Origin of the sequence: uncultured Flavobacterium sp., assembly GCF_963975005.1 — a bacterium.
Lineage (GTDB): Bacteria > Bacteroidota > Bacteroidia > Flavobacteriales > Flavobacteriaceae > Flavobacterium.
Map to the genome: position 1 here is coordinate 12,859 of NZ_CAXBFR010000020.1, position 19,969 is coordinate 32,827.

Sequence of the window (19,969 nt, forward strand, 5' to 3'; positions counted from 1 at the left end):
TTATAATATAGGCTAATTTAATAGCTTTTCAATCTCCTTAACAATATCTTTTGTAGCGTTTGGTAAGGCTAGCTTTTTTATATTTTGACTTAAAGTCTTTTGTTTTTCTTCATCTGAAATCAATTCTTTAAAAATAGTTTCAAAATCATTATCTAGATTTGATTCTTTGATTAAAATCGCACCGTTTTTATCACAAATTGCATTTGCATTTTTGGTTTGATGATCTTCAGCTACATTTGGTGAAGGAATGAAAATTGTTGGCTTTCCTATGATACATAATTCAGAAACTGATGATGCACCAGAACGTGAAATTATAAAATCTGCTGCTGCATAAACCAAATCCATTCTATCAATAAACGAAACTACTTGAACATTTGCAGCACTAAGATTATGATATTGATCGTGATATAGCTTTCCACATTGCCAAATTACTTGAACATCACACGTTAAAAAAAATTCTAATTCTTGCGCTATTAATTGGTTGATTCTTCTAGCTCCTAAACTCCCACCTAAAACCAATACTGTTTTTTTAGTTTTATCTAAATTGAAATAAGCTATGGCTTCCGTTCTATTTTTGTCAACCGAAATTAAATCTTGACGAACAGGATTGCCGGTTAATTTGGTCTTCTCTTTTGGAAAAAAACGCTCTAAATTTTCATAAGCCACGCAAATTGAACTTGCTTTTTTAGCCAACAACTTATTTGTAATTCCAGGATAAGAATTCTGTTCTTGAACTAGTGTTGGAATATTTAAAACAGTAGCCATTTTTAGTACAGCACCAGATGCAAAACCTCCAGTTCCGATTACCACATCTGGTTTAAATTTTTTTAAAATCAAGAATGACTTCCATAAACTAGAACTTAGTTTAAATGGAAACAGTGCGTTTTTTAACGTCAATTTTCGTTGTAAACCTGCAATCCAAAGACCTTTTATTTTATAGCCTGCTTGAGGCACTTTCTGCATTTCCATTTTGTCTTTTGCCCCTACAAACAGGAATTCAGCATCTGGAAATTTATTTTTTAATTCATCGGCAATAGCGATTGCAGGATAGATATGTCCACCTGTTCCACCGCCACTTATTATGAATTTTTTGACACTCATTATTATTGATTTAATATGGGTTCTAAAGGATTTTTACTTGATTCCTTTAACTCTTTTTGTTCATCTTCTCTTTCGTCTTCTAACTCAATTTCTTTATCTATTATTCTTTGTAAAGCTTCATTTCGTTTTTCAGATTCTTGCAAATCAGCTGCAACTTCCTCGTCCTTTTTACTCACACTTAAGATAACTCCAATGGCTGCACAAGTCATCCAAATAGAAGTTCCTCCACTACTTATTAAAGGCAATGTTTGTCCGGTTACAGGCAACAACTCAACTGCAACACCCATATTGATTAAAGCTTGGAATATAATTGGAAACCCCAAACCTATAATTAACAATTTACCATAAAATGATGAAGCTTTATGTGCACAAACGATAAATCTAAAGAACAACAACATATAAACGAACAAAATGCCTAGTCCGCCAATAAGTCCGTATTCTTCTACAATAATTGCATAAATAAAATCAGAAGATGATTGAGGTAAAAAGTTTTTCTGAACACTTTTCCCTGGACCAAGTCCATAAATTCTTCCTGAAGCAATTGCAATTTTTGCTTTATCAATTTGGTAATTATCTTCATCCGTTTTATTGCTTGAGAAACGTTCGATACGACTTTCCCAGGTTTTAACTCGATTTGGCATTGCATCCGGAAATGCTTTTGCCATTACTATAAACAAAGTCAACATCACTATTCCAGCACCAATAATTGCAGCTAGGTATTTTATAGGATATTGTCCAATAAAAACCAACATACAAACCATTGCGAAAATTAATGCTGTGGTTGAAAAGTTGGCTGGTAGAATTAAAATCAACACCAAAAAAACAGGCATCCACAATTCAATCAATGAAGATTTGAAAGTGAATTCTTTTTCTTTGATTTTTGCTAAATATTTGGCTACATATACCATTAAAACAATAAATGCTAATGAAGAAGTTTGAAAACTCAATCCAACAAAAGGAATACTTATCCAACGGCTTGCATTTGCACCACCAATGGTTGTTCCTTGAAACATGGTGTAAATCAACAAAACAATAACTAAAGGCATCAATAACATTGACAAGGCTTTAGTGTAATGATAGGGCATTTTATGCACAAAATAAATGATACAAAACCCTAAAAACAAATGACCCAAATGTTTTACTAAATAACCCAAAGTAGAGCCTTTACCTATTACATAGACAAGATTTGTACTTGCACTATATACAGGCATAAATGAAATAAGAGCTAGTAAAAAAACTAATGCCCAAATTCCTTTGTCTCCTTTTAAGTTTTTAATAAATTTGTTCATTACAATCCTCTTACAGCACTTTTAAATTTATTTCCCCTGTCTTCATAATTTTCAAACAAATCAAAACTTGCACAAGCAGGTGACAACAAAACGGTATCTCCTCTTTCTGCAATTTTTTGAGCTACTTTTACAGCTTGTTCCATAGAATTCGTTTCAACCATAATATCAACAATATTATTGAAAGAATCGATAATTTTTTTGTTATCAACACCTAAACAAATGATAGCTTTCACTTTTTCATTTACTAAAGCTGTTAACTCAGAATAGTCGTTTCCTTTATCAACTCCACCGACAATCCATACAGTTGGAGTTTCCATACTTTCTAGGGCAAAAAAGGTAGCATTAACGTTAGTAGCTTTTGAATCGTTGATGTACTGAACATTTTCAATCTTTAGTACTTTTTCTAAACGATGTTCTACTCCTTGGAAGTTTGACAAACTCTCTCTGATTGTTTGTTTCCTAATGTTCATTAACTGTGCAATAGTTGTAGCAGCCATTGCGTTCTTGACATTATGCATTCCGTCTAGTGATAAATTTGTTGTTGGCATATTGATTTGTTTGTTGTTTGTGATATTATAAAGGGTTTTGTTTTCTAAATAGCTTCCTTCTTCAACTTTGTGTTTTAATGAAAAAGGCAGTTTTTTGGCTTTTATTTTATTGTTATTTAGCCATATTGAAATAGCTTGATCGTCATCATCATATATTAAATAATCGTCTTCTGTTTGGTTTAAAGTCACTCTAAATTTTGACTCAATGTATAATCCATAATCATAATTATATCTGTCTAAATGATCTGGACTTATGTTTGTTATAACTGCAATATTTGGTTTGTAAGTAACAATTCCGTCTAACTGAAAACTGCTTAGTTCTAATACATATACATCTACTTTATCTTCTGCTACTTGCCAAGCAAAACTCTTTCCAATATTTCCCGCTAAACCAACATTTAAACCCCCTTGTTTTAATAAGTGATAAGTTAATAATGTTGTTGTTGTTTTTCCATTGCTTCCTGTAATACCAATTGTAATAGCATCTGTATATTGATAGGCAAATTCAATTTCTGAAATAACTGGAATACCTTTTTCTATTAGCTTTTTAACTATTGCCGCTTTTTCAGGAATACCTGGACTTTTCATAACGATGTCTGCATTCAGAATTAATTCTTCCGTGTGTTTTTCATCTTCCCAATTAATTTTATTTAGGCCAAGAACTTCTTTATAGTTGCTTTTTATTTTTCCAAAATCGGATACAAAAACATCATATCCTTTTTTCTTTCCAAGAATTGCTGTTCCTACACCACTTTCTCCACCACCAAGTATTACAAGTCTTTTCATGTTATCTTAGTTTTAAGGTTACAATAGCTAGAATTGAAAGCATAATGGCAACAATCCAAAATCGCGTTACAATTTTACTTTCGTGATATCCTTTTTTTTGATAATGATGATGTAATGGTGACATAAGAAAAACTCTTCTACCTTCACCAAATCGTTTTTTAGTGTATTTGAAATAACTAACCTGTATAATTACTGATAAATTTTCGGCAAAAAAGATGGCACATAAAATAGGAAGCAATAATTCTTTTCTAACAGAAATAGCTAAAACCGCAATGATTCCACCAATGGTTAGACTTCCTGTATCACCCATAAAAACTGAGGCTGGATAAGAGTTATACCATAAAAAACCTATTAACGCTCCAATAAATGAAGCTATATAAACAGTCATTTCACCAGAATTTGGGATATACATTATATTTAGATAATCTGACAAAATGATATTCCCCGAAACGAATGTAAAAATACCAAGTGCTATTACTGAGATGGCTGATGTTCCTGCCGCGAGGCCATCAATTCCGTCAGTAAGATTAGCTCCATTTGAAACAGCAGTGATAATAAAAATAACAACTGGAATAAAGATTATCCAAGCCCAATTCTCGTAACCATCACCCATAAAGCTTAATACTTCTGCATAATCAAACTCATTGTTTTTGAAAAATGGTATAGTTGTAGCCGTAGACTTTTCTTCTAGCATTGATTTTAAAGCTATATTTGAAGCCGTGATCCTTGTTTCAGCCGTATCTTTTCGAACTGTTACACCTTCATTGAAATACAAAACACTTCCCACAATTAAACCCAAACCAACTTGACCAATAACTTTGAAAATTCCTTTTAAACCTTGTTTGTCTTTTTTGAAAATTTTGATGTAATCATCTATGAAACCAATAGTACCCATCCAAAGAGTTGTAACAATTAGTAAAATCACATAAATATTATCCAATTTAGCTAGTAATAGAACCGGTACAAGTGTTGCTATAATTATAATAATTCCACCCATTGTTGGTGTACCTGCTTTTTCTTTTTGACCTTCTAAACCTAACTCTCTTACTGTTTCTCCAACTTGTTGATTGCGTAAAAAATTGATGATTCTTTTACCAAAAACTGTAGAGATTAACAATGACAAAATAATAGCCAATGCAGATCGAAAAGTGATAAACTGAAACAGACCTGCTCCTGGAACATCAAAATTATTTTCTAAATAATGGAAAAGATAATATAGCATCTATTATTTGTTTAGTTGAGTTAATAACTCGGTTACTATTTTTAAATCATCAAAATCATGTCTAACACCATTTATTTCTTGGTAGTTTTCGTGACCTTTTCCTGCAATTAGGATTATATCGTTTTCATTTGCCATAATACAAGCGGTTTTTATAGCTTGCTTTCTATCCACAATTGAAACTGTTTTCTTAAAATTCTGAGGTTCAACCCCTTTTTCCATGTCTTCGATAATAGCTTCAGGAACTTCTGTTCTTGGATTATCTGAAGTCAAAATAGCTTTGTCACTCATTCTAGAAGCAACTTCTGCCATTATAGGTCGTTTTGTTTTATCTCTATCTCCACCGCAACCTACAACTGTAATTAATTGTTCATTTTTAGTTCTGATTTCTGAAATGGTCTGCAAAACATTCTCAAGTGCATCAGGTGTGTGAGCATAATCAACGATAGCTGTGATTTTTGATTTTGAAATGATAAATTGAAATCTTCCCGCAACACTTACTAATTCACTTAACAAGCGTAATGCTTCAATTTTTTCTATTCCTAATTCAATAGCTACTCCATAAATAGCTAACATATTATAGGCATTGAAGTTTCCGATAAGTTTTACCCAAACTTCGTTGTCATTTATTTTTAATAATAAACCTGTTAATTGACTTTCTAATATTTGTGCTTTATAATCTGCATAAGACTTTAAAGCATAAGACAATTTTCTAGCTTTTGTATTTTGAAGCATTACACTTCCGTTTTTATCATCAACATTCGTTAAAGCAAAGGCACTTTTAGACAAACCATCAAAAAAAGCTTTTTTTACATCTCTATATTCAGCAAATGAGCTATGATAATCTAAATGATCGTGAGATAAATTGGTAAAAACTCCACCTTCAAACTGTAACCCTTCTGTACGTTTTTGGTGAATTCCATGAGAACTAACTTCCATGAAACAGAATTCGCAACCCTCATTAACCATTTCATTTAAGTAATGATTGATTGTTAGCGAATCTGGAGTTGTATGAGTTGCTTTGTATTCGTGTTGATCTACAAGGATTTTTACGGTTGAAAGTAATCCAACTTTGTAACCAGCTTTTTTGAATAATTGATATAATAATGAAGCAACTGTTGTTTTTCCATTTGTTCCTGTAATTCCAACCAATCTTAATTGTGAAGATGGATTTTCGTAAAAATTATTGGCTAAAAAAGCTAAAGCTTCGTTGGTGTTTTTTACTTGAATGTAAGTCACACCATTAATTATTCTTTCGGGAAACTCTTCACAGACAACTGCGATTGCTCCCTGATTTACTGCTTTTTCAATATAATTATGCCCATCAGAAACTGAACCTCTTATAGCTACAAATACATCATTCAATGAGATTTTTCTTGAATCAAAATCTATTGAATTTATAGCAACATCTGTTGATCCTTTTACGGCTTCAATGGCTACTTTGTATAATATGTCTTTTAAAATTTTCACGATAATTCTAATGTTATAACTTGATTTTTATTGAACCGTTGTCCTTTGTCTACTGATTGTCTTACAACTTTTCCACTTCCAATTACTTTTACTTTTAACCCAAGATTTTCCAAAAGAACAATAGCGTCCATAACGGGCATTCCTTTTACATTTGGCATTATATTCTCACTTGTTTTTACATCATATAATTTAGCATATGATTTTTCTTGGCTTGGAATTTTATTATCTAATTGCTTAACCTCATTTGTCGAAGGAGCATCAGTATATATTTTTTGCGCAATACGTTTAAAAACTGGTCCAGCAACATCAGCGCCATAATAACCTGATTCTACATTTGGCTTATGCACAACTACAATGCATGAATATTTTGGTTTGTCAGCAGGAAAATACCCCACAAAAGAAGAAGCGTAATAAAGCTTCGATTTATCTCTATAATTCATTTGAACAGTTCCTGTTTTTCCGGCCATCGAAAAATTTGGCGAATATAATTTTGAACCTGTTCCTTTTTTAACAACATTCGACAAAATTGCTCTTACCTTGTTTAGGGTTTCATCAGAACATATTTTTTCATTGATTACTTCTGTTTCAAATTTTTGAATTGATTTATTCCATTCTTTAATTTCCTTTACAAAAAAGGGTTTAATCATCTTTCCATCATTAGCTATTGCATTGTAAAGTGACAATGTTTGCAATGGAGTTACTGACACACCATAACCATAAGCCATCCATGGCAAAGCAATACCAGACCAAGCTTTTGTGCCTGGCTGTGGTATTTTTGGCACTCCTTCTCCAATAAATTGTAACCCCAAAGGCTTATTTAAACCATAACTATTAATTCTATTTACAAATTCGCTTGGATTATCTTTATAATTCTCATAAACTGCTTGCACCAAAACGGTGTTTGACGAAAGTTCAAATCCTCTAGCTAAAGATATTTTTCCATAACCCCCTTTGTGAGAATCACGAACTGATTTTCCATAATACTTCACAACTCCATCTTGTGTGTCAAATACCTTGCTAGTATCTACTTTTTTATCATCCAATAAAGCAATTAAATCTACCAACTTAAATGTTGAACCAGGTTCTGTTGATTCCGCTACAGCGTAATTTTGAGTTTCGTAATAGGTTCCGTCTTGGTCTCTACCAAGGTTTGAAATCGCTTTTACTTCACCCGTTTTTGTTTCCATTACTACTACACAGCCATGATCTGCTTGGTAATATTCTAATTGTTTTAACAAAGCATGATGGGCAATATCTTGGATATAAACATCTATTGTTGAAATAATATCATAACCATCTTGAGGCTCCAATTCATTAACATCACTAATTGGTTTCCATTGATTTTTTGCGATTTTCTGCATCATTCTATGGCCATTACTTCCGTCTAAATATTTTTTAAAGGCATATTCAATTCCTTTTCCATTTGTTGATCCGTCAGCATTTAATCTTTCATAACCAATAGTTCTTTCAGCAATTTTTCCGATTGGATGCTCGCGAACAGTTTTCTGTTCTGTAATGATTCCTCCTTTATAAGTCCCTTTGTTAAACAATGGAAATCCTTTAATCTTCATATACTCGGTATAGCTTAATTTTCTAGCTATTAATAAGTATCTATTTTGTGAAGCTCTTGCTCTTCTTAATTCTGTTAAAATTTGACCTGCCGGTTTTTGCAAAAGAATAGATAATGAATCTGCAAGCATGCTTACGTTTTCTTCAAAATCTTCCTTTTTTGGAGCTATTGCATCGAAACGAACCGTATATTCTGGAATTGATGTAGCTAATAAACTTCCATCAGAAGAGTAAATATTCCCTTTATTTGAAGGAATTTTAAAATTCTTAACCGTTAAATCTTTAGCCAATTGACGGTAATATGGCCCATCAACCCATTGAATATTGGTTAGCTTTATAACAACGAGAACAGCTATCACAAACATGATACCTGCAACCAAATACATTCTTAATGAATTATTTTTTTCCTCTATTGCCATATTTTATCAACTATACTTTTTTCTTCTGTTTTTAAAACTTTTATTTTTTGGGGCGAAACTTCAGAAGGTCTTATGCCTCTAGCTTCCATTTTCGTCGTTATTGTTGATTCCATTTTAAGTTTCATCAAATCAGAACGTGTGTCCACAAATTTTGAACGCAATTCTTTAACTTCGTTTGTCAACTCAGTAATTCTATAATTCTTGGCATCATATCTATGGTTATTTGCAATCATCAACATGGCTAAAACAATCAGAAACACAATAAACTTCCAGTTCTTTAATGAGTCATCGCTCACCAAAAATTTTGCTTTTAACAAACTGTAAATATTTGCTTTCATGTATGTAAAAGTTTATTTTTTATAGATCAGATATGATATCGCTTTTTTATTCTTGTCGGTTTTCTTTACAAAAACTTGCTATTTACTGCGAATACATATTGTTATTTTTTTTCGGCTACTCTTAATTTTGCACTTCTTGCTCTATTATTAATCGCAATCTCTTCTTTAGACGGAATTATTAACTTTTCGATTGTTTTGAAGGGCACTTCAAAATTTCCGAAGAAATCTTTTTCAGGCTCACCTTCAAACATTCCATTTTTTACAAATCGCTTTACAAGCCTATCTTCTAAAGAATGATATGAAATCACACTTAATCTTCCACCTGGTTTAAGAATTTCTAGAGATTGAGTTAAAAATTCTTTTAAAGCTTCCATTTCTTGATTTACTTCTATTCGAATTGCTTGATAGATTTGAGCTAATATTTTATTGCTTTTATGACCTGGTAAAAAGCGGCTTAAAATTGCTTTTAATTGTTCTGAATTTTTAATTGGAGTTTCTCTTCTTGCATTAACAATAACATTTGCCATTGCTCCAGCATTTTTTAATTCACCGAATTCTAACAAGACACTTTTTAGAGCAGCTTCTTCATATTCGTTAATTACATGATATGCTGAAAGCTCTCCTTTCTGATTCATTCGCATATCTAATTCCGCTTCAAAACGAGTTGAAAATCCTCTTTCTGCTACATCAAATTGATGTGATGAAACACCTAAATCAGCTAAAATTCCATCTACTTGTTTTATTCCGTGAAAACGCAAGAACCTTTTTATAAATCTAAAATTTTCATTTATTAATGTAAATCTGTCATCATCAAGAGCGTTTTTTAAAGCATCTAAATCTTGATCGAAAGCAAATAATTTCCCATTTACTCCTAGTCTTGAAATCATTTCTCTTGAATGACCACCACCTCCAAAAGTGACATCAACGTACACTCCATCTGGATGAATATTTAATCCATCAACTGTCTCTTTCAATAATACTGGATTATGATATTCCATCTTCGTTTTCATTTTGGCCACCCATTACCTCTTCTGCTAAATCAGCAAAATCGTCAGTAGCATTTTCAATTGCGTTTTCATATAAAGTTTTATCCCAAATTTCAATAATATTAACAGCAGAAGACAACACTAAATCTTTTTCAATTTGACCAAAAACGATTAAGTCTTTTGGAATCAACAACCTTCCAGTAGCATCAATTTCCACAACTTTTACACCTGCAGTAAATCTTCTAATGAAATCATTGTTCTTTTTTACAAATCGATTCAGCTTGTTGATCTTAGCCATCATTATATTCCACTCACTCATTGGAAACAATTCTAAACAAGGCTGAAAAACAGAACGCTTCAATACAAAACCATCCTCTAAAGAAGCAAATTGTTTCTTTAGTGGCGCTGGTATCATAAGCCTTCCTTTGGCATCTACCTTACATTCATATGTTCCAATTAATGTATTCACAATGGGATTTTGACTTTAATAATGACAAAAATAGAAATTTTTTACCACTATTTACCACTATCTACCACTTTGTTGATAAGTTTATCTGTGTTTTAACCAAAAAATGGGATGAAATGAAAATTTGAAAAATTTGTAAAACTTGACAACTCGAACAAATACTTAGCTTCTACGATTATTAAATAAAAGTTAAAACCTAAATATTGAAGTTATGAACCAAAGCTTCAATTTGTTAATAAGCTAACTATTAAATATTTGTCATTAAATTTTGTAGGAAAATAACAAATATTTCTAACTATTATTTTTTTGTTTAACTATTTTTAAAAGTCTTATATTTGCACATATTTCTAATACGAAATTTTTTTATGTTAAAAAAAGAAAAAAAATATACCTACTATGAAGTTGGTGAAGGAACACCAGTTATTGTGCTTCATGGCTTAATGGGCGGCTTAAGTAACTTTGATGGTGTAACCAATTTTTTACCCTCAAAAGGTTATAAAGTAATTATTCCTTTATTACCTATTTACAGTCAAAGTATCTTAAAAACCAATGTAAAAGCATTTTCAAAATTTGTTCATGATTTTATTATTCATAAAAAACTAGATAAAGTTATATTATTAGGAAATTCACTTGGTGGCCATATTGCTTTATATCACACAAAAATGTATCCTGAATTAATGAAAGGCTTAGTGATTACAGGAAGTTCTGGATTATACGAAAGTGCTATGGGAGAAAGTTATCCAAAACGTGGAGATTATGAATACATTAAGAAGAAAGCTGAAGATGTTTTTTATGATCCAAAAATTGCCACCAAAGAAATAATTGATGAAGTATTTGCAACTGTTAATGATAGAATTAAATTAATTAAAACATTAACTATTGCTAAAAGTGCCATTCGCCATAATATGGCAGCAGATTTGCCTAAAATGGAAACTCCAACTTGTATTATTTGGGGAAAAAACGATAAAGTGACACCTCCAAATGTAGCCGAAGAGTTTGATAAATTATTGCCAAATTCTGAATTATTTTGGATTGACAAATGCGGTCATGCAGCCATGATGGAAAGACCAGAAGAATTTAATGACATTTTATTAAACTGGCTACAAAAACACAACTTATAACATTATTCCCCTTTAATTGGGGAATTTTATTTTACATGCAATGAAAATCAATACAGCCGAATTTATAATAAGTAACTCAGAAGTTATTAAATGTCCGAATGAACCTTTACCAGAATATGCGTTCATTGGTCGTTCTAATGTTGGGAAATCATCTTTGATTAACATGTTGACAGAGCGAAAAAAATTGGCAAAAACTTCTGCGAGACCAGGTAAAACACAGCTAATTAATCATTTTAAAATCAACAATAATTGGTATTTAGTTGATTTACCGGGTTATGGTTACGCTAAAGTGTCAAAGAAAACAAAAGCTGTTTTTCAACAATTTATTACAGATTATTTTGAAAAAAGAGAGCAATTAGTATGTGCTTTTGTTTTAATTGACATTCGTTTAGAAGCACAAAAAATAGATTTGGAATTCATTACTTATTTAGGAGAAACGGAAGTTCCTTTTTGCATCATTTTTACTAAAGCTGATAAAATTGGAAAAACTAAAGTCGATTCGCATATTGCTGCTTACAAAAAGAAATTATTAGCTAATAATTGGGCTGAAATGCCTCAATATTTTACAACTTCATCTACAGAAGGACTTGGTAGAGAAGGAGTTTTAGAATTTATTGATGACGTAAATCAAGATATGTTTAAAAACATGAATGAATTTTAATTTATCTATTTTTTTATTGATTCTGAATGTATTTCAGAATCAATAAAAAAATATAAACTTTATTATCCAACAGCTATACTTATTTAGTCAACTCTAATTTTTCGGCAAAATAATCGCAAAAATCTTTCATAGTTGCTGTCATTTTATCATCGGCCGTAGCTCTATTATAAGTATCGGTCATGGCCACTAATGTTTGGTGAAAAAATTGCTTCATTTCGTCTACAGGCATATCTTTTGTCCATAAATCAATTCGCAAAGACTCTTTGGCTTTGTTATCCCAAATAGCTAACATGATTGCTTTAGTCTCTTCTAATTCAACACCACCATCTTGTGCTGTCCATCTTAATTTTTCTGGAATTTTATTTTCGTCTAATTCAACTAAGAATTTTATTTCTGATTTTTTATTTGCCATTACTTTTTTGGTTTGTATTTTGATTCTTCAAATATTTTTTTTGCATCCATTGCTAGTAAATCTTGTAATTTTACATCTGGATGATTTTCTGCATAACTTCTAACAATTTGCCAACCAACCCAAGCACCAACCCTTCCTGGTGATTCATTGTCGATTTCTAAATAAAATTTAGAGAATGGAGCTTCGTTCATAAAACGCTGTTCATTTTTTGGGTTTGTGTCATACAATAATTTATTCTCAATAAAATTACTCCATATTTCAGACTCATTCTCTTGACACCATCTATATTTATCTTCTGTGTAAGCAATTTTATCAAAATCAGACACATCTGGAATTAATAAATCTTTCATATACAATTCCTTTCCTTTATAAATCATCAAAGAAAGTAATGTTCTGTTTTTTGGTGGAGCAATTTTACCATAAGAAAAACTACTAACAATGTCTGGTAAAATTTGAGATTCTTCAAATTCAATTCTTTTGTATTCTGGAAATGTTTCATAAAAACGATGTTCATTTCCTAAATAGCAATCTAACGAAATAAACAAATAATCATCTACAAAAATAGATTTAGCATCTACATCAACTTCAGTAATGACAGTAATTACTCTAGGTGTTTTCTTTTCGGGAAAATAATACTTAACATGTTTTAATAAATCTTCAATTTGAGGCTCCAATTTCTCTAATGAAACATATTTTTTTTGCACCTCATTAAATAATTCTCTTGAAATAGGATCTTTCATTTTATTTATCCAAACAGTATCTGCATATATTTCTGGAAACAAAAAAGGATATTCAGCTTTAAGCTTTTGTAAATCTTGAGGTTCAGAAGTATAAAACTTTTGATCAAAACGTTCAATTTTAAAACTCACAGGAATAGCTGAAACATCAACTTCTTGTTTTGTTTCTTTTTTGCACGAAATAATAGTTAAAACCGATATTAATAAAAAGAAATACTTCTTCATAGTAAAAAAATTTATATTTTTATAGAAAATAAATCAAGTTGCAAATATACGTTTAATAGTATAAATTATTTCATAAAATTATGACAGTTTCATCTCAATTTCAAGCAGAAAAAATTAACAATCATATAGTAAAATGGTTACTTGATTATGCTACTAACGCAAAAGTTAAGGGTTTTGTTGTGGGAATATCTGGTGGAATTGATAGTGCTTTAACTTCTACCCTTTGTGCGCAGACAGGTTTACCAACATTATGTGTCGAAATGCCCATACATCAAGCAGAAAGTCATGTTAATAGAGCAAACGAACATATTGATCAATTAAAAAAGAGATTTGCAAATGTAACCAATTCAAGAGTTGACTTAACACCAACTTTTGAAACCTTTAAAAAAGATGTACCATCTTCCGAAAACGAAGCTGCTTATAATCTATCTTTAGCTAACACGAGAGCTAGATTACGAATGACAACATTATACTATTTAGCTGGAATTCATGGTTTTTTAGTTTCTGGAACAGGTAATAAGGTAGAAGATTTTGGAGTTGGATTTTACACCAAATATGGCGATGGAGGCGTCGATTTGAGTCCGATTGCTGATTTATTAAAAAGTGAAGTTCGACAATTAGCTAACTTCGTCAAGGTTCCTGATAATATTTTGGTAGCAAAACCTACTGATGGTCTTTTTGGAGACGACAGAAGTGATGAAGATCAATTAGGAGCAAATTACGACGAATTGGAGTGGGCAATGAAACAAATAGAAAATGGCAAAACTGAAAACGACTTTACAGGTAGAAAATTGAAAGTTTTTTCAATTTTTAAAAAGTTGAATTTTCTTAACCAACATAAAATGAGACCTATTCCTGTATGTAAAATCCCACAGGAGTTAAAATAAAGGCCTGATAAGTAGTTATTTATTATTATAATTTTATATCTTTACTTACACATATAATAAATAAAATGATTAAAATTTGCGTCGCTGATAAGAATCCTGTAATTTATCAAGGCATAAAATCATACCTAAAAGATTCTGTTGATTTTGATGTTATAGGAAACGTGTCTTCTTTAGAAGACTTACACGAACTATTGGACAATAAAGTTGTTCACTTAGTTATAATGGATATTGAACTAACTGGCCTATCTAGCATTAGAGATGTCAAAATTTTAGTCAAGGATTATTCTACCACAAAATTCTTTATTTTCTCAAATGTTTCTGAAACACTTTATGCAAACAATGCATTAAAAGTTGGAATTAGAGGTTATTTAGAAAAGAGCTCAAGCATGAAGGATTTTGCAGCTGCTATAAAATCAGTTGCAATGGGAAATATTTACACAAGTGAAGCTGTAAAAAAATTAAACCAAAACGAATCTAAAAATAGCGAACGTTTACACAAGAAATTATCCGCTAGAGAAATCGAGGTTTTAAAATATTTAGCTGACGGTAAAAAGAATAAGGAAATTGCTAAAACTTTAGGGTTAGACGAAAAAACCATTAGCACTTACAAACTTCGTTTATTACATAAATTAAATGTTACTAATTTAATTGACTTAATAAATAAAGCAAAGATATTTCAATTGGTTTAATGTTAATGATGTCTACTTATTACTCTGCCTAGTTTTTTAGAAAACACGTTAGTTAATCCTAAATAATCTCTTACCATAGATAAAATTTCGGTATTATCATCTTGTTTCTTTTCAATTATGTCAGATTTGAGTTCGTCAATAATTTTATTTACTAAATACCATCTTAAGGTTAAAATTGTTTCTGTTACGAATTGAGGAACGGTCTGCTCTTTGAGTTTCACAACTATTTGCTGACCTTCCCAATTATGGATAACTTCTCTTTCTTCATTCATTAAGATTGATGTGACTTCTTGCGCAATTTCTTCTGGAATTTGTTGCAAGTAATGCTCTATGTCAAATTTTTCAATCCTGTTGTAATAAGCTATTATATCATTATAAATCGCACTAAATATTGGATTTGCTAATTGAACCTCATCTTCTTGTAAGCTCAAGTAAATACGTTGATATACTTTATATTTATTAATTTCTTTATGCTCATACAACTCACCTTCTTCGTTAGCCTTGTGAGTAATATCTTCAAAATCTTCTTCAAGATCACCATACAATAACAAAATTTGAATAATTTGATGTTCTAACACATATTGAATATCAACTTTTGCACTTTGAGCAAGCGTATCGTTTTTAACAACATCAAAGGCTTTTTGATCTGATTTATAGTGTTTATTAGTTTCTGAAATATCTTTTTTGACCAATTGAGCCAATGTATTAAATAAGACATCTTCAGAAATATCCATTATTCGGGCACATTCTTGAATGTAGATTTCGCGTTTAATTCTATCTGGAATTTTTGAAATACTCACAACCATATCACGAATCAAATCGGCTTTCTTGATAGGATCATTTTTCGCATCAAGCATCAATAATGACGCTTTAAATTGGATAAAATCTTTAGCGTTTTCATCTAAATAAACAATCAAATCATCATAAGAAGTTTTTTTGGCAAAACTATCTGGATCTTCACCATCAGGAAACGTACAAACCTTTACGTTCATTCCAGCTTCCAAAATTAAATCAATTCCACGAACAGAAGCACGCAAACCCGCAGCATCACCATCAAAAAGAACAGTAATGTTTGGCGTTAGACGATTAACTAATCGAATTTGATCTGGAGTTAAAGCTGTTCCAGAAGAAGAAACTACATTCTCAATTCCGGCTTGATTGAATTGAATAACATCGGTATAACCTTCTACTAAATAACAGTTATTTTGTTTTGCAATAGCTTGTTTAGCGTGATAAATTCCGTAAAGCACTTTACTTTTATGGTAAATATCACTTTCAGGTGAATTTAAGTATTTGGCTGCTTTTTTATCATTCGTTAAAATTCGACCTCCAAAACCCAAAACCCTTCCACTCATGCTTTGAATGGGAAACATAACACGCCCTTTAAAACGGTCAAATTGCTTGTCTTCCTTTACAATGGAAAGTCCAGTTTTGTCTAAATAATCTAATTTATAACCTTTTCCTAAAGCTTCTTTTGTAAAAGCGTCCCAACTTTCTGGAGAATATCCTAAATTGAACTTTTTTATAGTGTCAGAAGTAAAACCTCTTTCTTTGAAATAACTTAAACCAATGGCTTTTCCTTCATCGTTATTCCATAAAATATCTTGAAAATATTTACTGGCAAATTCAGAAACCAAATACATACTTTCTTTTTCATTAGCAATAGCCAAATCGTCATCTGTTTGAACGGTTTCTTCTAATTCAATATTATATTTTTTGGCTAAATAACGTATAGCTTCTGGATAAGTAAAATGTTCATGTTCCATTAAGAATGAAACAACATTTCCTCCTTTTCCACTAGAGAAATCTTTCCATATTTGCTTTACTGGAGAAACCATAAACGAAGGAGATTTTTCATCTACAAAAGGACTTAATCCTTTTAGATTACTTCCTGCCCGTTTTAGATTAACAAAATCACCGATTACCTCCTCTACTCGAGCAGTTTCAAAAACAGTTTCTATGGAAGCTTGTGCTATCAATTTTTTTTTAGTTTGAAAGTCTCAAAGATACAAAGTAGAAAAGTTATAAAACAAAAAAACCTGCAAGATTATGAAAACCTTGCAGGAAAGTATAAAACTAAACTCAAATTTAATTAAAATCGAAACGAAGTCCTAGTGAAATATTGTTTTGATCAACTGCATTATCTTTGAATAATGGATTCATATCGTATTTTACATATAAACTTGTTTGACCATAACCTATGTAGCCACTTAATCCATAAACAAAATTTGAAGTATTAAAATCTCCTTTTTGTTTGTCTTTTACTTTGTCACCATCTAATTCATACCTAGTGATTTGTTTTGATTTAAGGTTAAATCCACCATAACCACCTAGACCTAATCTAAATAACTCATGTGTTCTGTAGTAAGTTTTTGTACCATCATTTGATAGTTTTTTTGGTGTAAAATCAAACTCTAAATGAGCTGGAAAAACTAATTGTACATTACGAAATCTTGATTCTTTTAAATCAACTGCTGCAGTTTGCAATTCTGTTTGATTACCGTTTTTAACAAACAATCGATTATCTGTTGGTCGAAGATTATTATACATTACAGAAAAACCATATTTTGCATGTAATAAGTTATTACTTTTTAATATTCTTGAATTGTATGTTATTCCCCATTCATAAAAATGTGAACCTGCAACACGAAAATCAGATTTCTCTATATTTTCTCCTTTGGTGATTAGATTATTCAATCCCAATGCAAACACGAATTGAGAAGTTGTTCTTCGCTCTTTGTATTCTTTTGGTTTATTATTAATTGTATCTTTTTTATATTTTTCAAATGAAATCATCAATCTATTTCCAAACTTATAAGTTAATGTATCAGAAGCAAAATCAACTTTACCATCTACCTTATCTTGAACCAATTGATTTAGTTTTTCTTCTTCAATTGCTACTTTTGTTTCAATATTTGAAGCACGTTCTTGTGCTATTTTTAGTTTAAGTTCCTCTGCTTTTTCTTTGGTAATTTCACCTTTAATAATTTGTTTATCTAATGCTTCAATTTCAACTTTTAGTGCTTTTTTTTCTTCTTTAGTAATCATTTCAATTTGATTACCAATTTCTCGAGCTTGTTCTTCAAAGGTTTTTTCTTGTGCGAATGTCTGTCCCACAAATGAAACTAACATAATAACAGTGTAAAAAATAATTTTTTGCATGATTTTCGTTTTTTGATTAATGATTGATGATTATTATAATTCGTCTTCGTAATTTCTATTCGCTAAAACAGTTTTTATTGAATTGAAGTTTTTATTTAATTTTTCTAAAGCGGATTCTCTAAAAGATTGATATATTTCTGTTTCAGCATTTGACAACAATACATTTGGATTTACAGAAATTCCTTTTCTAGTTTTTTTTATTTCTTTATCTGATTTTTTAGCTTCAAATTTTGTGTTACTAACTTCTGCTAATAGTTTTTCGGCTGAAATGTATTTGTTTTCAATTGTTAGTCGTTGATTATTTGTTCCAGCAAAAGAAACCTTATTGTTATTGTTTTCTTTTGATTGATTAATGATTGAAACCTCTTTTTGGTTATTGGTTATTGGTTGTTGGTTGTTGGTTGTAGAAACAACAGCTACTTGCTGTTTACTAATTGAACTGTTTTTATTCTCATTTATAAGAATATTATTTTCTACTAGAACTTCTTTAATACTTTCTCTATTTTTTGTATTATCCTCTGTATTTTCTGAATTCTGAATTCTGAACTCTGAATTCTCCTCAACAATTATTGACTCTTGCTTAATTGGCTCAACAGTTCTGTTTAGATTATAAAAATAATATCCAACAGAAGCAAACACTATAAATGAAGCTGCAATATTTATCCAAAAAAATCTCTTTTTCTTTGGTTTATCTTCAACACTTAACATAGCATCGAGTCTATCCCAAGAATTTAAACTGGGTTTTATCTCGCGATTGCTTAATTTTTGTTGAACTTGTTTTTCAAAATTATTTAGTCCCATTTTGATTATTCTTTAGTTTGTTAATTTGCTCTTGCAATAATTTGCGTGCGTGAGCTAATTGTGATTTTGATGTTCCTTCATTAATCTTTAACATCTTTGCTATTTCGTTGTGTTTATATCCTTCAATTATATAAAGATTGAAAACCATTTTACAACCTTCTGGCAAATTATCAATCAACAATTGAATATCGTCTGTTGAAAAATCTTGCTCTTCTGAAAAATCGTTCGGCAAAACTGTTTCTTCTATATTCTGATGATTAAAATTATTCTTCTTGACTCGCAAATAATCAATACATTCATTCACCATGATTCTTCTTATCCAACCTTCAAAACTTCCATTATGCTCAAACTTTTTTATGTTGGTAAATACTTTCATAAAAGCAGTTATCATAACATCTTCAGCATGATGTACATCTTTAATATATTGTCGGCAAACACTTAACATCTTAGGTGAAAAATTAGCATACAACTGGTGTTGTGCTTGTCGGTTATTTTCGACAGCCAATTGAATTAGGTTTTTTTCTTGTTGATGTAATTGTATTACCTTCATAAAAAGTGTTCAGTAAATCGGTCTTCTATTAACATAGACGAGAATGAATTTGAAATGGTTGTACTGATGTAATAAATTCCAAATTCCAATTGTAAATTCCAATTGTAAACTTCTTAAAATTATTTGAGATTCCTACGGAATGACAAGACTGGGAATAACTAAACACTATTTACTGAATACTGAATATTACTTTTTTCTTTCAATAACGTAGTTCACCATTAAAACTAAAGAGGCTTTATATTCTGATTCTGGAAAATCTTGTAGGAGTTGAAGTGCTTCTTGTTGGAATTGCACCATTTTTTGTTCTGCATACACTAATCCGTTTTTGTCTTTTACAAATTGGATTACTTCTTTTACTCTTGATTTGTCTTTATTGTGGTTCTTAACCGAATTAATTACCCACTTTTTTTCTTTGGTCGAACAATTATTCAAAGCATAAATTAAGGGCAAAGTCATTTTTTGTTCTTTGATATCTATTCCTGTTGGTTTTCCAATGGCATCATCTGTGTAATCGAATAAATCATCTTTAATTT

Annotated in this window: 20 protein-coding genes; 4 read left to right on the forward strand and 16 right to left on the reverse strand. The window is 30.7% G+C overall.

From position 1 onward, the window contains the following. Positions 1-12: 12 nt before the first annotated feature. The 9 genes from murG to mraZ form a co-directional block, all read right to left on the reverse strand. A complete protein-coding gene (gene murG, locus AACZ53_RS04200; protein WP_339835047.1) occupies positions 13-1,101 on the reverse strand; it encodes an undecaprenyldiphospho-muramoylpentapeptide beta-N-acetylglucosaminyltransferase in 1,089 nt (362 codons plus the stop codon). A 2-nt stretch (positions 1,102-1,103) separates the two neighbouring features. After that, positions 1,104-2,390 (reverse strand): FtsW/RodA/SpoVE family cell cycle protein, encoded by a 1,287-nt coding sequence (locus tag AACZ53_RS04205; protein WP_339835048.1) that lies wholly within the window; start codon positions 2,388-2,390, stop codon positions 1,104-1,106. Beyond that, positions 2,390-3,724, reverse strand: a complete 1,335-nt coding sequence (gene murD / locus AACZ53_RS04210; protein ID WP_339835049.1) for a UDP-N-acetylmuramoyl-L-alanine--D-glutamate ligase — start codon at positions 3,722-3,724, stop codon at positions 2,390-2,392. The genes AACZ53_RS04205 and murD overlap by 1 nt, the downstream gene beginning before the upstream one ends. 1 nt (position 3,725) lies before the next feature. Then, positions 3,726-4,946: a phospho-N-acetylmuramoyl-pentapeptide-transferase gene (gene mraY / locus AACZ53_RS04215; RefSeq protein WP_339835051.1), complete on the reverse strand. Its 1,221-nt coding sequence runs from the start codon at positions 4,944-4,946 to the stop codon at positions 3,726-3,728. A gap of 3 nt (positions 4,947-4,949) precedes the next feature. Then, on the reverse strand, positions 4,950-6,413 hold the full coding sequence (locus AACZ53_RS04220; RefSeq protein ID WP_339835053.1) for a UDP-N-acetylmuramoyl-L-alanyl-D-glutamate--2,6-diaminopimelate ligase: 1,464 nt from the start codon (positions 6,411-6,413) through the stop codon (positions 4,950-4,952). Further along, entirely contained in the window at positions 6,410-8,401 is a 1,992-nt protein-coding gene (locus tag AACZ53_RS04225; protein WP_339835055.1) for a penicillin-binding protein, read from the reverse strand. The genes AACZ53_RS04220 and AACZ53_RS04225 overlap by 4 nt, the downstream gene beginning before the upstream one ends. Continuing rightward, a complete protein-coding gene (locus AACZ53_RS04230; protein WP_339835057.1) occupies positions 8,392-8,739 on the reverse strand; it encodes an FtsL-like putative cell division protein in 348 nt (115 codons plus the stop codon). Before AACZ53_RS04230 ends, AACZ53_RS04225 begins: the two co-directional genes overlap by 10 nt. Positions 8,740-8,840: 101 nt before the next feature. Continuing rightward, positions 8,841-9,749 (reverse strand): 16S rRNA (cytosine(1402)-N(4))-methyltransferase RsmH, encoded by a 909-nt coding sequence (gene rsmH, locus AACZ53_RS04235; RefSeq protein WP_339835059.1) that lies wholly within the window; start codon positions 9,747-9,749, stop codon positions 8,841-8,843. Further along, complete coding sequence (gene mraZ / locus AACZ53_RS04240; RefSeq protein WP_339835060.1) at positions 9,724-10,194, reverse strand: division/cell wall cluster transcriptional repressor MraZ; 471 nt, start codon at positions 10,192-10,194, stop codon at positions 9,724-9,726. The genes rsmH and mraZ overlap by 26 nt, the downstream gene beginning before the upstream one ends. A gap of 362 nt (positions 10,195-10,556) precedes the next feature. Between mraZ and AACZ53_RS04245 the strand changes: the two genes are divergently transcribed. Then, positions 10,557-11,312, forward strand: coding sequence for an alpha/beta hydrolase (locus AACZ53_RS04245; protein WP_026718290.1), 756 nt, complete (start codon positions 10,557-10,559; stop codon positions 11,310-11,312). Positions 11,313-11,352: 40 nt separating this feature from the next. Then, entirely contained in the window at positions 11,353-11,973 is a 621-nt protein-coding gene (gene yihA, locus AACZ53_RS04250) for a ribosome biogenesis GTP-binding protein YihA/YsxC (protein ID WP_026718289.1), read from the forward strand. Positions 11,974-12,052: 79 nt separating this feature from the next. On the opposite strand, the gene gldC is transcribed toward yihA, so the two are convergent. Both gldC and gldB read right to left on the reverse strand, forming a co-directional pair. Further along, positions 12,053-12,385 carry a gliding motility protein GldC gene (gene gldC, locus AACZ53_RS04255; protein WP_339835065.1) on the reverse strand — a complete coding sequence of 111 codons (333 nt, stop codon included), beginning with the start codon at positions 12,383-12,385 and terminating at the stop codon, positions 12,053-12,055. After that, positions 12,385-13,347, reverse strand: coding sequence for a gliding motility lipoprotein GldB (gene gldB, locus AACZ53_RS04260; protein ID WP_339835067.1), 963 nt, complete (start codon positions 13,345-13,347; stop codon positions 12,385-12,387). Before gldB ends, gldC begins: the two co-directional genes overlap by 1 nt. A gap of 80 nt (positions 13,348-13,427) precedes the next feature. On the opposite strand from gldB, the gene nadE reads away from it, so the two are divergent. Then, on the forward strand, positions 13,428-14,234 hold the full coding sequence (gene nadE, locus AACZ53_RS04265) for an NAD(+) synthase (RefSeq protein ID WP_339835068.1): 807 nt from the start codon (positions 13,428-13,430) through the stop codon (positions 14,232-14,234). Between the two features lie 65 nt (positions 14,235-14,299). Next, the gene (locus AACZ53_RS04270; RefSeq protein ID WP_339835070.1) at positions 14,300-14,923 is read left to right on the forward strand and encodes a response regulator transcription factor; all 624 of its coding nucleotides are present in this window, start codon (positions 14,300-14,302) and stop codon (positions 14,921-14,923) included. A gap of 2 nt (positions 14,924-14,925) precedes the next feature. On the opposite strand, the gene dnaG is transcribed toward AACZ53_RS04270, so the two are convergent. The 5 genes from dnaG to AACZ53_RS04295 all read right to left on the reverse strand — a co-directional run. After that, entirely contained in the window at positions 14,926-16,902 is a 1,977-nt protein-coding gene (dnaG, locus tag AACZ53_RS04275; protein ID WP_339835072.1) for a DNA primase, read from the reverse strand. A 109-nt stretch (positions 16,903-17,011) separates the two neighbouring features. Further along, entirely contained in the window at positions 17,012-18,085 is a 1,074-nt protein-coding gene (locus AACZ53_RS04280) for a hypothetical protein (protein ID WP_339835074.1), read from the reverse strand. Between the two features lie 33 nt (positions 18,086-18,118). Next, complete coding sequence (locus tag AACZ53_RS04285; protein ID WP_339835076.1) at positions 18,119-18,886, reverse strand: hypothetical protein; 768 nt, start codon at positions 18,884-18,886, stop codon at positions 18,119-18,121. Next, positions 18,873-19,436, reverse strand: a complete 564-nt coding sequence (locus tag AACZ53_RS04290; protein WP_339835077.1) for a sigma-70 family RNA polymerase sigma factor — start codon at positions 19,434-19,436, stop codon at positions 18,873-18,875. The genes AACZ53_RS04285 and AACZ53_RS04290 overlap by 14 nt, the downstream gene beginning before the upstream one ends. 186 nt (positions 19,437-19,622) lie before the next feature. Next, the coding region (locus AACZ53_RS04295; RefSeq protein WP_339835078.1) for a polyprenyl synthetase family protein at positions 19,623-19,969 on the reverse strand (347 nt) is incomplete at its 5' end.

Excerpts from the sequence above, each read along its gene's own strand:
- AACZ53_RS04290 (WP_339835077.1), bottom strand. The coding sequence starts at position 19,436 with ATGAAGGTAATACAATTACATCAACAAGAAAAAAACCTAATTCAATTG.
- gldB (WP_339835067.1), bottom strand. The coding sequence starts at position 13,347 with ATGAAGAAGTATTTCTTTTTATTAATATCGGTTTTAACTATTATTTCG.
- yihA (WP_026718289.1), top strand. The coding sequence starts at position 11,353 with ATGAAAATCAATACAGCCGAATTTATAATAAGTAACTCAGAAGTTATT.
- murD (WP_339835049.1), bottom strand. The coding sequence starts at position 3,724 with ATGAAAAGACTTGTAATACTTGGTGGTGGAGAAAGTGGTGTAGGAACA.
- AACZ53_RS04245 (WP_026718290.1), top strand. The coding sequence starts at position 10,557 with ATGTTAAAAAAAGAAAAAAAATATACCTACTATGAAGTTGGTGAAGGA.
- AACZ53_RS04205 (WP_339835048.1), bottom strand. The coding sequence starts at position 2,390 with ATGAACAAATTTATTAAAAACTTAAAAGGAGACAAAGGAATTTGGGCA.
- nadE (WP_339835068.1), top strand. The coding sequence starts at position 13,428 with ATGACAGTTTCATCTCAATTTCAAGCAGAAAAAATTAACAATCATATA.
- AACZ53_RS04230 (WP_339835057.1), bottom strand. The coding sequence starts at position 8,739 with ATGAAAGCAAATATTTACAGTTTGTTAAAAGCAAAATTTTTGGTGAGC.
- gldC (WP_339835065.1), bottom strand. The coding sequence starts at position 12,385 with ATGGCAAATAAAAAATCAGAAATAAAATTCTTAGTTGAATTAGACGAA.
- AACZ53_RS04225 (WP_339835055.1), bottom strand. The coding sequence starts at position 8,401 with ATGGCAATAGAGGAAAAAAATAATTCATTAAGAATGTATTTGGTTGCA.
- mraY (WP_339835051.1), bottom strand. The coding sequence starts at position 4,946 with ATGCTATATTATCTTTTCCATTATTTAGAAAATAATTTTGATGTTCCA.
- AACZ53_RS04270 (WP_339835070.1), top strand. The coding sequence starts at position 14,300 with ATGATTAAAATTTGCGTCGCTGATAAGAATCCTGTAATTTATCAAGGC.
- AACZ53_RS04280 (WP_339835074.1), bottom strand. The coding sequence starts at position 18,085 with ATGCAAAAAATTATTTTTTACACTGTTATTATGTTAGTTTCATTTGTG.
- AACZ53_RS04285 (WP_339835076.1), bottom strand. The coding sequence starts at position 18,886 with ATGGGACTAAATAATTTTGAAAAACAAGTTCAACAAAAATTAAGCAAT.
- rsmH (WP_339835059.1), bottom strand. The coding sequence starts at position 9,749 with ATGAAAACGAAGATGGAATATCATAATCCAGTATTATTGAAAGAGACA.
- murG (WP_339835047.1), bottom strand. The coding sequence starts at position 1,101 with ATGAGTGTCAAAAAATTCATAATAAGTGGCGGTGGAACAGGTGGACAT.